This window comes from Prevotella sp. HCN-7019, from assembly GCF_037890215.1.
In the GTDB taxonomy this organism is placed as follows: Bacteria; Bacteroidota; Bacteroidia; order Bacteroidales; family Bacteroidaceae; genus Prevotella.
In genome coordinates, this window is sequence record NZ_JBBKBO010000007.1 from 138,104 (window position 1) to 153,648 (window position 15,545).

The 15,545-nt window shown below is 38.8% G+C and carries 13 protein-coding genes; 3 read left to right on the forward strand and 10 right to left on the reverse strand.

Features of this window, described 5'->3' with window-relative positions; all coding sequences use genetic code 11:
* Nucleotides 1-32 precede the first annotated feature (32 nt).
* From WKT13_RS10270 to WKT13_RS10290, 5 genes are read right to left on the reverse strand one after another with little or no spacing between them, the layout of a single operon-like run.
* On the reverse strand, nucleotides 33-629 hold the full coding sequence (locus WKT13_RS10270; RefSeq protein WP_340323794.1) for an RnfABCDGE type electron transport complex subunit G: 597 nt from the start codon (nucleotides 627-629) through the stop codon (nucleotides 33-35).
* A gap of 11 nt (nucleotides 630-640) precedes the next feature.
* Entirely contained in the window at nucleotides 641-1,639 is a 999-nt protein-coding gene (locus tag WKT13_RS10275; protein ID WP_340323795.1) for an RnfABCDGE type electron transport complex subunit D, read from the reverse strand.
* 7 nt (nucleotides 1,640-1,646) lie between these two features.
* Nucleotides 1,647-2,999, reverse strand: a complete 1,353-nt coding sequence (gene rsxC / locus WKT13_RS10280; protein ID WP_340323796.1) for an electron transport complex subunit RsxC — start codon at nucleotides 2,997-2,999, stop codon at nucleotides 1,647-1,649.
* Between the two features lie 55 nt (nucleotides 3,000-3,054).
* The gene (locus WKT13_RS10285; RefSeq protein ID WP_298620604.1) at nucleotides 3,055-3,894 is read right to left on the reverse strand and encodes an RnfABCDGE type electron transport complex subunit B; all 840 of its coding nucleotides are present in this window, start codon (nucleotides 3,892-3,894) and stop codon (nucleotides 3,055-3,057) included.
* Between the two features lie 6 nt (nucleotides 3,895-3,900).
* Entirely contained in the window at nucleotides 3,901-4,335 is a 435-nt protein-coding gene (locus tag WKT13_RS10290; protein ID WP_340323798.1) for a SoxR reducing system RseC family protein, read from the reverse strand.
* 139 nt (nucleotides 4,336-4,474) lie between these two features.
* On the opposite strand from WKT13_RS10290, the gene WKT13_RS10295 reads away from it, so the two are divergent.
* Nucleotides 4,475-4,921, forward strand: coding sequence for a hypothetical protein (locus tag WKT13_RS10295; RefSeq protein ID WP_298620602.1), 447 nt, complete (start codon nucleotides 4,475-4,477; stop codon nucleotides 4,919-4,921).
* Between the two features lie 224 nt (nucleotides 4,922-5,145).
* Here WKT13_RS10295 and WKT13_RS10300 read toward each other — a convergent pair whose 3' ends face one another.
* Nucleotides 5,146-6,660 carry a glycoside hydrolase family 10 protein gene (locus WKT13_RS10300; RefSeq protein WP_340323799.1) on the reverse strand — a complete coding sequence of 505 codons (1,515 nt, stop codon included), beginning with the start codon at nucleotides 6,658-6,660 and terminating at the stop codon, nucleotides 5,146-5,148.
* A 208-nt stretch (nucleotides 6,661-6,868) separates the two neighbouring features.
* Nucleotides 6,869-9,076 carry a S9 family peptidase gene (locus WKT13_RS10305; protein WP_340323800.1) on the reverse strand — a complete coding sequence of 736 codons (2,208 nt, stop codon included), beginning with the start codon at nucleotides 9,074-9,076 and terminating at the stop codon, nucleotides 6,869-6,871.
* Between the two features lie 83 nt (nucleotides 9,077-9,159).
* Here WKT13_RS10305 and WKT13_RS10310 point away from each other — a divergent pair, with 83 nt between their 5' ends.
* Nucleotides 9,160-10,089: a TIGR01212 family radical SAM protein gene (locus WKT13_RS10310; RefSeq protein ID WP_340323801.1), complete on the forward strand. Its 930-nt coding sequence runs from the start codon at nucleotides 9,160-9,162 to the stop codon at nucleotides 10,087-10,089.
* A 1,202-nt stretch (nucleotides 10,090-11,291) separates the two neighbouring features.
* Here WKT13_RS10310 and WKT13_RS10315 read toward each other — a convergent pair.
* The 3 genes from WKT13_RS10315 to mtaB form a co-directional block, all read right to left on the reverse strand.
* Nucleotides 11,292-12,086 carry a gliding motility protein GldB-related protein gene (locus tag WKT13_RS10315; RefSeq protein ID WP_445323599.1) on the reverse strand — a complete coding sequence of 265 codons (795 nt, stop codon included), beginning with the start codon at nucleotides 12,084-12,086 and terminating at the stop codon, nucleotides 11,292-11,294.
* A 149-nt stretch (nucleotides 12,087-12,235) separates the two neighbouring features.
* Nucleotides 12,236-13,249 (reverse strand): glycosyltransferase family 2 protein, encoded by a 1,014-nt coding sequence (locus WKT13_RS10320; RefSeq protein WP_340323803.1) that lies wholly within the window; start codon nucleotides 13,247-13,249, stop codon nucleotides 12,236-12,238.
* Entirely contained in the window at nucleotides 13,246-14,610 is a 1,365-nt protein-coding gene (gene mtaB, locus WKT13_RS10325; protein WP_340323804.1) for a tRNA (N(6)-L-threonylcarbamoyladenosine(37)-C(2))-methylthiotransferase MtaB, read from the reverse strand. Before mtaB ends, WKT13_RS10320 begins: the two co-directional genes overlap by 4 nt.
* A gap of 336 nt (nucleotides 14,611-14,946) precedes the next feature.
* Between mtaB and WKT13_RS10330 the strand changes: the two genes are divergently transcribed.
* Nucleotides 14,947-15,111 carry a PG1828 family lipoprotein gene (locus tag WKT13_RS10330; protein ID WP_340323805.1) on the forward strand — a complete coding sequence of 55 codons (165 nt, stop codon included), beginning with the start codon at nucleotides 14,947-14,949 and terminating at the stop codon, nucleotides 15,109-15,111.
* Nucleotides 15,112-15,545: the final 434 nt, after the last annotated feature.

A 15,545-nucleotide genomic window follows, 5' to 3' on the forward strand; every position in this document is an offset into this window, starting at 1 on the left:
ATTTAATTTAGTACATGATACATAATGCATTCTCACTTCCGTTTTTGATAATCGGCATAAACCGAGTACGCCTGATTAACAGCCTTCAGAAAGGCTCTTGTAGTGATAGTCGATGCAGTAATTGCATCAACAGTACCACCATCTTTTTTTACAACCAAAGGTTTTCCATCAGACATGTCATGGCCTATAATATTGCCTTTACCTCCTTCTGCGAACCATTTGTCCGCCTTCGTTCCGAGACCGGGAGTCTCCGATGATTGCAAAATTGTATATCCAAGTATCTTTGCCTTTGCATCAAAACCAACCAAAACCTTCATTTCTCCGCCAAATCCCATAACACTGCTTTCTATTGCCACACCAGCATTATCACGATTCCAGCCAAGAATCCGGTAAACAACAAAGAGTTCTTTCTTGTCGTTATTATCCATAACAATAGTATCCGCGGAGTCAACAAAAATATTATTATTACACATAACGTCCTTTATTCCATCAGAAAGTACCTTATCGGCCTGTATTCTTATAGGTTCTTCTGTTATATGATTCATGAAAGCCAACAAAGCACCTGTAATCACAGCAACAGCCACAAGAACCAATGACATATTACGAAATGATGATTTTAACTTTTCCATATCAATGCTTTTTATTTTCTTATCTCACCAAAACGTTTCGGCTTTACATACATATTAATCAATGGAGTAAATGCATTCATGATAAGAATTGCAAACGACATCCCTTCCGGATACGATCCCCAATTACGGATCACGATTGTCAGAATACCAATTGAGATTCCATATATAATCTGGCCTTTATGTGTCATAGGTGAAGTCACATAATCCGTAGCCATAAATATGGCTCCAAGCATCACACCACCGGCAAGCAATACTGTAACAGGATCTGCATATGAAGAATCCAATATATGTAGAATACCGGAAAAGACAAAGATTGTTGCCATTATGCTTAAAGGAATATGCCATGTGATGATTTTCTTCCACAACATATAAGCCAGACCTATCAACAATGCAAGGGCGCACACCTCACCAATTGATCCTCCTCCAAAACCTGCACCGTTATTACCTAACAGCAGACTAAGAGAATCTGGAAGTTTTTCCAAGATTGAAGCATCGCCCGTTCTCACGGCCTCTTTCATAAGGCTCAAAGGCGTGGCCTCCGTAACAGCATCCATATAATAACCATGCTGTCCGACAACAGGCCACGAAGTCATCTGCGCAGGAAACGAAACCAAAAGAAAGCACCTTCCTACCAAGGCCGGATTAAAAGGATTACAGCCAAGTCCGCCAAATGTCATTTTGCCAACACCAATGGCAACCAGAGCACCAATGACAACAATCCACAGCGGAATGTTTGAAGGTAAATTGAAACCAAGCAACAAACCTGTTATTACCGCAGAGCCATCAAGAACAGACAGATTTTTGTTATGAAGAATATAACGATTTATCGCCCACTCAAAAAATACGCATGACACAACACCGCTCAGACAAACAACAGCTGCACCAATACCAAAATAATAAAACGACACCAGTAATGCCGGCAGAAGTGCGATGATGACACCATACATATTACGTTCTATGCTGTCATTCCCATGTATATGCGGTGATAAAGATACAATCAGTTTCGACATAATAATATTATTTTTGTTTTCGTGCCTTTATCAAGGCCATTACTTTAGATTTTCCAAGACGGATATTATCAAGCATCGGTCTGTTTGCCGGACATGTATACTGACACGATCCGCATTCTATACATGACGTTATAAAATGTTCCTCTGCTTTTGCCCAATCATGTGCAGCAGAAGAAGTGGCTAGAACATAAGGTTCAAGCCCCATAGGACAGACTCCCACACATTTTGCACATCTGAAACAAGGACCAACATTCTTATTTCGTCCGGCCTCCTTTCCGGAAAGCACCGTTACACTATTTGTACCTTTGCACACCGGTACATCTGTTGTCATAAGCGCCTTACCCATCATTGGACCGCCTGCAATGACTTTATTTTCTCCTTCAGGAAGTCCGCCACAAGCATCGATAAGCTTACTTATCGGAGTACCCATCCTTACAAGAAAATTCTTAGGCTGGCCAATTTTCTTACCGGTAACACTTGTATAGCGTTCGAACAACGGTTTGTTTTTCATTACCGCCTGATAAACAGCAAATGCAGTTCCTACATTTACGACAACCGTACCGACATTGGCCGGAATAGCTGGAGGATCCGGAACCTGACGTCTTATTACAGCGTCAATAAGCTGTTTCTCACCACCCTGAGGATATTTTTGTTTTAATGGAACCACCATTATGGATTTATCTTCTGCAGTTTTTTCCTGAAAAAGTTTTATTGCTTTCGGTTTGTTCGCTTCAATACCAATGTATCCATTATGAGCCGAAACTGCCCTAAGCAACAATTTCACACCGACAAGAATCTCATCGGCATGTTCCATCATCAGCATGTAATCAGAAGTAATATATGGCTCACACTCAACTGCGTTTATGATAACAGAATCTATTTTGGCAGATGCCGGCGGATTAAGTTTCACATGTGTAGGAAATCCAGCGCCTCCCATTCCTGTTATGCCGGCATCCTTTATACGTCGGATAATCTCTTCTGGTGTAAGTTCTCCATGTTTCTCAAGAGTTTCCAAAGAATCACTTCTATCAATGGATTCCTCCCACACATCATCCTCTACATTTATTATTATTACCGGTTTGCTGTAACCGGTAGCGTCTATTATGGCTCCGACTTTCGCCACGGTACCTGATACAGAAGAATGAATCGATGCAGAGACCGGTCCTCCCGCCTCTGCTATTTTTGTGCCAACCTTTACCTTGTCGCCTTTTTTGACAACAGGCACTGCCGGCACTCCGATATGTTGGGACAACGGAAAGAACGCCTGCTGCGGTAGTTCTGCAACACATGTCTCCATTTCCGCTGTAATTTTGTTCTCTTCAGGATGAATACCACCAATTCTGAATGTCTTAAATATCATGTCATGAAATATTTATACAACACTAATATATAAACACCTATAAAAAGATTCGCCATCATGAACACGCTCCGCCATCATGGGCTATCATCTTAACTGCATGTCTGGGACACACCTGCACACACTTGCCACAAGCCGTGCATTTCTCTGTATCTATACACGCAAGTCCATGCTCTACTGTAATAGCACCAACAGGACATTCCTTGGCGCACTTTCCACAACCGATACAGGAAACACCACATGCCTTTGATGCAACCGGACCATTGTCACAATTCATACAGCTGACATATACGAAGGGTTTTGTTTCATTCCTGTCACACAACTCAATAATATTACGTGGACATTCCTTCACACACGCACCACACCCGACACACTTTGACATGTTCACTTCGACAACACCTTTTTGTTGGTCAAGCGACAACGCTCCGAACATACATGCCTTGAGACAATCGCCACATCCAAGACAGCCATAACCACAAGCCGTCTCCCCTGCACTACACATATGAACGGCAAAACAAGTGCGAAGGCCAGAGTATTTGGATATTTCAGGACGAACATCATGAGTTCCGCCACATCTTACAACAGCAACCTTGGAAGTAGAGCTTCCGGCATCCACATTCAGAACTCCGGCAATATGTTTCATTGTATCACTTCCACCGACAGGACAGGAAAGACCTTCTATGGAACCTCTATCTGCCGCATTAACAATAGCCGATGCAAATCCGGAACATCCGGGATAGCCGCATCCTCCACAATTTGCATGTGGAAGAAGTTCCATAACCAGACCTATACGGTTGTCTTCCTTGACATAAAATTTTCTGGAACAAGCATAAAGAACCAGCGATGCAACAAATGCAATCAAACCAAGTACAAGTACTGCAATCAACAGATAATCCATGTTAAGTTAAATCTTTTTTATATCCTTGATTTCAAAAAAGAATTTCTTGTCCAACATATCACGTAACAGATACATGATGACATAATAGACAGCAACAATTCCAAATGAAACAACAGATATGATTAAATCATCTTTACAAAAGGTCTTAGTAATAAAAAAGGATATAAGCATGATGGCAAGCGGAATCCCAAAGCCACATATCACAGCCATACGTGCCATACTGACCTGAATGGCCACCACAACATTATCACCCTCTTTAAATCCAGAAACATGTGTACCACGTACCGTAACATCCATCTCTTTGCTTTCTGTCTTATTGCAGACCTGTGATACACGACATGACGAGCAGGCTGAAGTCCTGACAATACGCACATTGGCACGATCTCTATCAACGGAAACAACGACTCCATTATGCTCTATTCTGTTACAAGACTGGTTCATACATATTCCAAGACTATACTTGCAAAAGTAATATTATAATTTCTAAATAGCAAATAAAACAATAATATTTTCGGCCATTTATAGCGTACTATTCCCGAAAAATACTATATTTGCAGCACGTTTTATATATAAGAATAATATGAAAACATCTGAACAGACAATACAGCAGATTGAGCGTTTCATAAAGAAAACCATCCAGAAGTTTCCTCAGAATGACGACGTATCGCTCCTGACAGACATTCACATAAGAGTGTCGCAAGACAGTGGTGAAATGATTTCATTCGATGACGACGACAAGGAAATCACGCGATGTGTCGTGGAACAATGGATAAACAATAATGACGAAAATTTCTACCAAGACGTCACTAACACATTGCAGAACACACTCCAAAAATTCCATGACGCAATTGACAACATGGGAATAATGAAACCATACAGTTTTGTTCTTGAAAATGAAGAAAAAGAAAACATTTCAGAACTGTATGTAGCCGACGACGACACGGTGATCATCGGTGGAGATCTAATGGAAAACCTTAACGACGATCTGAATTCATTCCTATCCGAGTTGCTTGGCAAAGACAAATAACAGACAAAACTGCAAACAGATCATTATCATGCTGGCTACAGCGGGCCCATATCGTCATAAAAAACAAAAAAGAAAACCAAAAGAAAAATCTGTGTCTTAACATAAAAATAAAAAGAACGCCATACGATCCGCGTTCACATAAAAGATATCGTCCGGTGCATCTGTTCTATATAACATACACCGGACGATATCTTTTTGACATATTCAGAAACAGTATCTGATATTTAGAGCTTTATCTTTTTCTTCACACCCTTGCTTTCATTACCCATACGATCAAGCGAAGTAACCACATAAGTATACTTTGTCTCTCCATCAACATACGGCAACTTATAGAATGTATTGGTCGTAATATCAATTATATGCGATGCGTCATCTATATCAACCTTCTCACCCGGAGCGAATCTATATATGACATATTTCACAGCCTTGTCGTCCCAATCATCACCTTTCGGTTGAGTCCAGAACAACACATATCCATCACTCATCCAGATCGGCTTCACCTTTTTGGGCTTCTTGGGTCTGTCGTCATCAATGAATGGCATGAGCGGTTGCAATGCCGGATATTTCCAATAGCTGTTTTTCAGCACTGAAGCATAGTTGCCGACATTATCAACAACAGCTCTCGAATACCACAATACCGCTCCATTCACATTACGCATTTGACTTCGCAGTGCGAATTTGGCCGGCATCTGATTGATTGAAGGATTGTCCAAATCTGCAAACTTCACTGTACGTTCCACGTCCTCGCCAATAAAAAGTGGGCGATTTGATGCATAACGGTTCCACCAGTTTATAAGAGTCTTGTAATCTGCTGTCTTATGACCAATCTGCCAATAAATCTGAGGCACGCAATAGTCAATCCATCCGTTATTCACCCAAAGCAATACGTCAGCATACAGGTCGTCATAATTCTGTAGTCCTCCTGTCTCACTACCAATGTTTGGGGCATTTCTCTTGTTTCTATATATACCAAAAGGCGCAATACCAAACTTCACCCACGGTTTGCGTTTGTGTATCGTCTCACCGAGTTCCTTTATGAAAAGATTGACATTATAACGTCTCCAGTCACCTATGTCGCGTATACCATTATTATATTGAGCGAACTCATTGCTGTCAGGAATTGTCTGACCCGGAGCAGGATAAGGATAAAAATAATCGTCAATGTGCAAACCGTCTATATCATAACGCGAAACAATATCATCCACAACCCTGCATATATATTCTCTGTTTTCAGGCATTCCTGGGTTAAGAATAAATTGTCCATCATACGAGAACACACGGCCCGGATATTTAATAGCTACATGTGAGGAAGCAAGCAATTGTGTATTCTTCGTTTTGGCTCTATATGGATTTATCCATGCATGAAGTTCCATACCACGCTTATGACATTCGTCTATCATCCACTGCAAAGGATCCCAAAATGGCGACGGAGCCTGTCCCTGCACACCTGTAAGAAAACGACTCCATGGCTCAATGCTACTCTGATACAACGCATCACACTCCGGGCGCACCTGAAAGATAATTGCATTGACATTACATTTCTGCAATTCGTCTAACTGGTTTAGCAGATTCTGCTGCATAGCAGCTGTGGAAAGTCCTTGAAACTGTCCGTTGACACACTGTATCCATGCACCGCGGAATTCTCTCTTCGGTACATATTTCTTTGCCGCCTGAATACACAGGCTCACTAATACGGCTGCAATAACGCAGCAGAACCTAAAAGTCGGATATTTTCTCATGTTATAAATTTTGGTAAACAAAATTAATAAATTCATACGTAAAAGCATATTTACGCTTTTATTTTTATATTTTTTAACACCGAGACGATATTGCAATATAAACAAATAAAGAAAACAGGTGTGTACTACCCAAAACAGGAAGCACACACCCGCATATTTAATCTAACCTTTTATAATGTCTATTCACAATATTACATAATGCAGAACATCATTTTTTTAGATTTTCAATAAAGAATTTCGAGATCTGTCGCAAAAGATGATTACGCGTATTACCTCCATAAATGCTGTGATTGCGGTTTGTATAGAAATTCTCCTTGAAGTCTTTATCAGCCTGAACGAGAGCCTCGCTGTATTCGAAAACATTCTGAGGATGCACGTTGTCATCAGCCATACCGTGACAAAGAAGCAACGCACCGCTCAGTTTACCAGCACGCTCAATTGGATTCACCGCATAGCCGGATGCGTTTTCTTTTGGCGTGCGCATGTAGCGTTCTGTATATACAGTATCATAATATTTCCAATTGGTCGGAGCTGCAACAGCAACACCAGCCTTGAAAACCTGACGTCCTTCACTCATACTCATAAGAGTATTGAATCCACCGTAGCTCCAGCCCCATATTCCGATATTATCCTTATCGACATAAGGCAGTGTGCCGAGATACAAAGCAGTCTCCACCTGGTCTTTCGACTCCAGATCTCCAAGACGCAAATAAACACTCTTCTCAAATTCAGAACCACGTCCTCCGGTACCACGACCATCCACACAAACCACAATGAAACCTTCCGAAGCAAGATAATAATCAAATGCACCGCCCTGTCCCATAGAACCTGCATTCCAAGAATTAACAACCTGCTGGCTGCCAGGTCCGCTATATTGGAACATTATGACAGGATATTTGCGTGAAGCATCAAAATCTGCAGGCTTTACCATCCAACCATCCAGTTTAACACCCTCGGAAGTTGTAAAAGAGAAAGTTTCTTTCTTTGTGAATCCATATTGTTGTGCGGTCTGTTTCAATTCTTTATTATCAAGAATTGTCGAAAGAACTTTGCCTGATTTATTGCGGACGGTATATACATACGGAGTATTGTAATCGCTCCATGTGTTGATGAAATATTCATAGTCTGCCGAGAAGATCGCACTGTTCCAGCCCTCCTGGTCTGTAAGACGTTCTGTCTTTCCATTCTTGTGCGACACATACACCTGACGGTCATGAGCATTGAGTGCCGCAGCCTGATAATACACATCACCAGTTGATTCATCATATCCGTAAATAGCAGTGATATCAAAATTGCCATCACCAACCTTACGTATCTGCTGTCCGTTCATACCATATATATATATATGCATGAAACCGTCGCGGTCGCTCGGAAGCAGAATTGTACTCTTTCCTACGATTGTTCCTTCAATAGCCTCTTCTTTCACATATTTAGGCACATTCTCCTTTATAAGGAGCTGAGACACCGTACTTCTCGGATTCACACCATACAGGCACAGTTCGTCCTGATGACGATTGAGAGTATATACAATTATCTTCTGAGCATCGGATGTCATCTTTATACGCGGAATATAGCTGTCTGCTTGCACCGGCACCTGCAACTTACGCGACTTATGAGTCTTTATCTCATAACTCCACACACTTACAACAGAATTATCCTGTCCTGCTTTCGGATATTTATATGTGTAATCGCCCGGATAATCCTCATATTCACCAAATGTCGGATTACTGCCTTTGAAATATTGAAGTGAATAATTTCTGACCTTTGTCTCGTCATATTTTATCCAGCATATCATCGAACCGTCCGCATTGAACACCAACGACCGTGAAAGTCCGAATTCTTCTTCATTCACCCAATCCGGCACTCCATTTATAACCTCATTCTTTTTACCATCCTTTGTAACCTCACTTTCTGCATTGTCATACAAAAGCTTAACAAGATAAATATTATTCTCGCGTACAAAAGCCACCTGCATTCCGTCAGGCGACCACGTCGGTATCTGCTGAGGGCCACCATCAGAAAGTTTCTCCAGTTTATGGCTGCTGATTGTATATATGTAATATACTGCTTTGAACGAACGACGGTATATGCGCTCTGTCTGAGTCTGAATAAGCATACGCTTGCCATCCGGTGACATGATGTATCCATCAAAATCCTTTATCTTCTCTCCCATGGTATTATTGATATCAAAAAGCACTTCTACTGTCTTTCCTGTACGGAAGGAACATTTCAGAATCTGCTTTTTGTCATCACTGATCCTGACATACATGTCGGTGCCTTCAATAGGATCAATGCCACTGACAGACTTGGCTGCAAACTTGCCGCCCGTAATATCACCAATGGTTATTTTCTCGATTGCAAACATATTTGTAGCAGTCAAAAATAATGTTGCACAAATTGCCAATAATTTTTTCATTATCGTATTTTTCAAAATAATTTAATGCAAAGATACTTTTTTTTCCTTACTTTTGCATTACATATTGTATTAAAAGTTATTTAATGAAAACGCTGCCATACAACGATTTCGGAAACTGGATAAGAAAGAAGTTCCCATTCCGTGTACAGAAAATATCGGTTGACGCCGGTTTCACTTGCCCCAATAGAGACGGACGGCTCTCTGTCAACGGATGTACCTTTTGCGACAACCGCACCTTCAGTCCGTCATATTGCAGCAGAAACAAATCCATAAAGGAACAAATTGAAGAGGGCAAAGACTTCTTTGCACGCAAGTATCCGGAGATGAAATATCTGGCATATTTCCAATCATTCACCAACACTTACGGAAGTGTGGAAGACCTTAAAAGAAAATACGAAGAGGCTCTTGCCGTGGATAATGTGGTTGGAATTGTTATCGGCACACGTCCTGACTGTGTGGATGAACAAAAACTTGATTATATAGCCAAACTGAATGAAGAATGTCTTGTTATAGTAGAATACGGCATTGAAAGCGCAAACAACGAAACTCTGCGACGCATTAACAGAGGTCACACATTCGAGTGCAGCAAAGAAGCAATAAAGAAGACCAAAGAAAGAGGTATTATCACAGGTGGACATATAATAATAGGCCTGCCGGGGGAAGACCGGAATGAAAGTCTACGACAAGCAGCTATAATATCCGAATGCGGGCTTGATATACTGAAAATACACCAAATGCAGATTATTAAAGGGACAAAACTCGCAAAAGAATATATTGAAAAGCCATTCCACCTATACAGTGTGGATGAGTATATAGAGCTGATATCCAAATACATACAGTATCTGAATAAAGATTTAATTTTGGAAAGATTCGTGAGTCAATCACCCAAGGAGCTGTTGCTTGCACCAAAATGGGATATGAAAAACTACGAATTTACAAATCGCCTGATAAACGAAATGAAATCTACAGGGGCATACCAAGGAAAATTGGTTAATATCGGAAATCAGGCATAATATTATAAATATGATAAATTGACATTATTCTGCTTTCAAACAGGTATTCTGTTTTATCTGTGGCTCAAAAGCAATTCAATGGAGATTAGATATTATTTTCATGAAGTACCATGGAATGGCAAAACCTTCAGACAACACAAAATGGTATAAACCGTGAAAGCGCACCTACCCACGTAATGATAAATCCACGCTATCGTAACCGATAAATCACCAACATATATGCCCGACATGTATTTCCATGCTCTATCTAATGTCTAATATCATTGTTTTTAAAGAAAACCCGAGTGGCGGACTTACAGTTTTTCTTGACTTTATTTTGACAAAATAAAATCACAAAATAGAAGTGAAAGAATATTAAATCCAGCATTTTATAGACTATCTCAGCCCATACAGCATTGCTATATACCGTGGTGTGTAGTCCGGAAAAATTCATTTTACATTCTGATTATGCACATTTGAGGGTCCGATTATGCACATATCATAGTGCGATATTGTGCATTTGAGGCCCTGAAACGGGCCATATCGCATGCTCAAACGGTGCTTATTGCATGACAGAAAAAGGGACATCAAACAAAAACCTCTGACATTCAATAATTTGCACAAGCCACTCATATTTCACGTATTTGCGTCTGAAGAGACATCTGTTCGAAAATACTCGCTTATTTTTTGGGGTAGAACTGAAAACCCGAATAAAAAATCGAAGAATACTGAAAATCTGTAAGTGTCCCATAGACATTCCTCCCAATAAAAGAGGGGAACACCAATGCGATACTGGAACCACATTTTTATTGAAAGTAAATTTCACGGTACGCACGATGAACCATTTTAGAGCAGCCTAACAGGCCTTTTAAAAACACAGAATGAAATCTTTGAGAAGCAGTACCAGGTTCGATACTAACCTTCAGAGAACCTATGGATACACATTTTATTTGACAGAAAAAAATGCTCAAAATAGCTTATATCTATAAGAATATTATTTAACAAACCTTAAAAATAGGCTCTTAAAGCTTATTGGTAATATATGATATTTTATGTGTCAATGCCCACACAACATCCGCATATAATGAAGGATCTATACATCAAAGAATGTCATATTGCTTTTCTCGATACAATAAGACACAACAAGTTTCACCAATCATACATTTACAGGCATTTACAACTCGTAAAACTTACATTAAAAGTCAATGTCGAAAACACCCACATCACACAATATCCCCAGACTTCAATAATTCATCAAGAGTAACATCACCGTGCGACTTCATATATTTATCGACCTTATTCACATACTCCGTATCAAAAACCCTTCTGCCAACCACCTTATTAACAGACCACATTATCTTTGCCGCATGTATCTCCCTACTCTTTCTTGAAGAAGATTTCAATGATTTATATGGATAAAGACTTAAAAGATAAAAACTCATACAATCTGACACTATATACTCACGCGTCATGAATTTACACTGTTTTTGTGTGTAAAACTTCTTATAAAGAGGATAGTCAGCCCCAAGATATTTGTCAAGAAAGATACCAATTGATCCGTCTACAACAATAACACTTTGGTCCAATGATCCTATCTGAGAATATATATAAGGTATATTTACTTCCGGTATGAGTTCACGGAGTCTCTTAAATGCTTTTGTCAGCTGGCTGTTCACATCGTCCATATCTGCATACTGAAACTCAACATCTGAAATGATTCTCTGTAAAAGAGTATCCTGGTAATAATTCAGAAATTTACTGTTTATCTCAGGATCACTTATTTCGCCAAGCTGCAGAACATCTTCTATCAATATACGTGTTTCTCTTGGATAGTCTGTATTCAATTGCTGCAATGCGGCAAAATCTCCTGTTGTGAGATAACGCGTCTCAATACGATCGTAACGCTTTACCTCAATGCGCCCATTTGCTTTTCTTTCATCATTCTGCTTCAACTTTAGCCCACATGATACAAATAAAAGCAAAATCACAAATGATATGATACAGTATAGACTTTTCACCAATACAGACGTAATATTACAATAAATCTATCACAAAAATACTAAAAAATATTTTTTAATCCAAGTTTTTTCTAAAACAAGTTAAAAAATTAACTAAAATACCTGTTTTTGATTTATTTTTTTGAATTTGGACAAAAAATATTAATCTTTCATAGATCATTATATTTACATCTGCCCTTAAAATAAAATTGCCATAACAACGACTTACCATACAGCCCAGCTATATTCTTCACACAGCGATCATTCTGTATTTTTTGTCGATCAGACTTAAATTCTGAAAGCCACTTACGAAAATCGCGCCTAGCTTTCACCACAGCCTTAAACTCACCTATATTATGATCAACTGCTAACATCTTAAATGCAGCTATGTAATCTAAAAGAAAACGCATAACCATAACCTTCCTAAGCTCTGACGCTTCCGTATTCTTATATAACATAGTAAGGTTATTTCTGAAATTCAAATATGTTTTCATCGGATTACTCTTAGGCAATGTGCCACCACCAACGTGGTAAACAGCGCTTGAAGGAACACAATATATCTTACGTCCCATTATTCGCATTCGCCAACACAAATCAATCTCTTCATTGTGTGCGAAAAATCGTGGATCAAAACCTCCGGCAGCCCAGAAATCGCTGCTGCGCACCAACATACACGCCCCTGTTGCCCACAATATCTCTGCAACATCGTCATATTGCCCTTTATCCTCCTCCACTTTATCGAATATACGTCCGCGACAAAACGGATAGCCGTATTTGTCTATAAAACCACCCGCAGCTCCTGCATATTCAAACGAATGTCGATTAAACATAGACAATATCTTGGGTTGACATGCAGCACAGTCTGTATGAGCATCCATAAATGACACAAGAGGCTCCAACCAACCTGGCGTTACCTCAACATCACTATTTATCAGTAAATAATACTCTGAATCTATCTGTCTCAGCGCACGATTATATCCGTCAGCAAAACCATAATTTTTGTCCAACATTATGGTCCGAACCCCAGGGTAGGTGGTTCTGATATATTCCATAGAGTTATCAGAAGAAGCATTATCGGCAACAACAACTTCTGCACAACCGGATGAATATGTTATAACAGAAGAAAGGTAACTTTGCAGCATCCCCTTTCCGTTCCAATTCAATATTACAATAGCGACTCTCATAACAAAATTGCCTTCAATGCCGTTTTTTGACTATTAAAACCACCTAATCTAACATTAATCAATTGATTATCGTACATCTCATTGCTATCTGATGGCGAAAGTTCTACACGTACATAATTTCTTGTGAATCCGTGCATCGACTTTCCCTTAGTGGCTTTCTCAAACAACACTTCCGCATCTTTACCAATATGCCTTTCATAAAAGGCATTTTTCTTAATATCGCTAAGCTCGAGTAAACGTCGACACCGTTCTTTCTTCTCTTTTTCAGAAACAACATAAGGAATCTTCAATGCTGCGGTACCGGGACGTTCACTGTATGGAAATACGTGGAGCTGAGTAATATCCAAATTATTGAGAAAATCATAGCATTCCTCAAAATGTTCAGAATGTTCACCTCTACACCCTACCATGACATCAACTCCTATAAATGCGTCTGGAATCAATTGCCTTATAATATTTATTTTATATGCGAACAACTTTTTATCATATCTTCTATGCATCAAGCGTAATATTTCGTCAGAACCGCTTTGTAATGGAATATGGAAATGAGGCATAAAAGCCCGGCTTTTTGCACAATATTCTATAAGTTCATCATCCAAAAGATCCGGTTCCATACTACTTATTCTGAATCTTTTTATTCCGTCAACCTGATCAAGTGCTTTTACAAGATCAATAAAACGTTCGTGTGTTGTCTTACCAAAATCACCGATATTAACACCTGTAAGAACAATCTCCTTTCCTCCAGCTTCTGCCGCCATCCTGGCTTGAGCAACAAGAGAACTAATATCCGGATTACGCGAGAATCCTCTTGCATAAGGTATTGTACAATATGTACAGAAGTAATCACATCCATCCTGTACCTTAAGAAAATAACGAGTACGGTTGCCTCTTGAACATGAAGGGGCAAATGTCTTTATTTCCTTTGTACTTACAGAGAAATATTGGTGCAAATTAGTTACTTCTTTAAAAGAACCCTCATTTAAACTTTGTTTTTTTGTCCAGGCATAATTAAGAAAATCAATCAATGTTGCCTTTTCATTTGCTCCCAACACCAAATCGACCCCATCTATCTTGCTTACATTCTCAGGTTGAAGTTGTGCATAACAGCCTGTGACAACTACGAGTGCCCCCGGATTATTTCTTACCAGACGGTGTATTGCCTGCCTACATTTATGATCTGCTACGTCCGTTACTGAACATGTATTAATAATACATATATCTGCAACTTCTCCTGATTCAGCAGTTCTCACCCCCATATCATCGAGCATTTGCGCAAATGTGGAAGTTTCCGAGAAATTCAATTTACAACCAAGAGTATAATATACAGCTACTTTGCCTTGAAAAACAGAACTATCTATCATTTATATTAAATGTCATTTGGAAATACAAAAGTAATAAAAAACTCAAAAGTATCTTCATTATATATATAAATAAACATTATATTTTTATATTAAAAAAGGATCCTACAAAAGAACAATATATAATTCAAAACACAAATTTGACAAGAGTTCATACAGTCACGCAGTCATTAACATTTATTATCACTTCAAAACTTATTGATTTTCAACTAATTAGAAAAAAGTTACACAAAAGACAAAAAAAAAATCAAAAAAAATGATGTGATAAGAAAAAAATGCTTACCTTTGCATCGTTTTAATAAACAAATGATTGTTTTACAGATTTAAAAAGCAAAGAAAATGAAGAAATTAGTTTTAATGTTCGTAGCTATCGCAGCTATTTCATTCGCATCTTGTGGTAACAACACAAAAACAGCTGCTACTGACGCTGATTCTCTGAACGACACAACAGTTGTTGAAGATACAACAGTTGCTGCTGACTCTGTAGTTGCAGACAGCCTCTAATTCACAGCTAAGAACAGAAAAATGAGAGATTGACCGCCAGACCAAGTCTGACGGTTTTTTTATGTCTGATAACGAATAAAAATTGAGGATGAAATTATATACAGACAAAACAAAGTATATAAATACCAATCAGACATTTAATCTACATCTTCTACCGGAATAAAAACAGTATTCTCAACAATAACAATATTAATAAAAATTACTCCCCGGTAAACTTTATAATACTACCAAGATATCTCATAATCCGAAAACCCTAATTTTTTAATATCAATATCGTATTGATATCTTACAAGCTTAACAATAACCAATACAATAGCTTATATTGAATTTACAACGTATTTCTATGTAAATACGGAATTACGTTTTTTGCATTATTATTCATTTTAATGTAAGCAAAAAATACAAATCCTCTAATACAATCAGAAATATCTAAA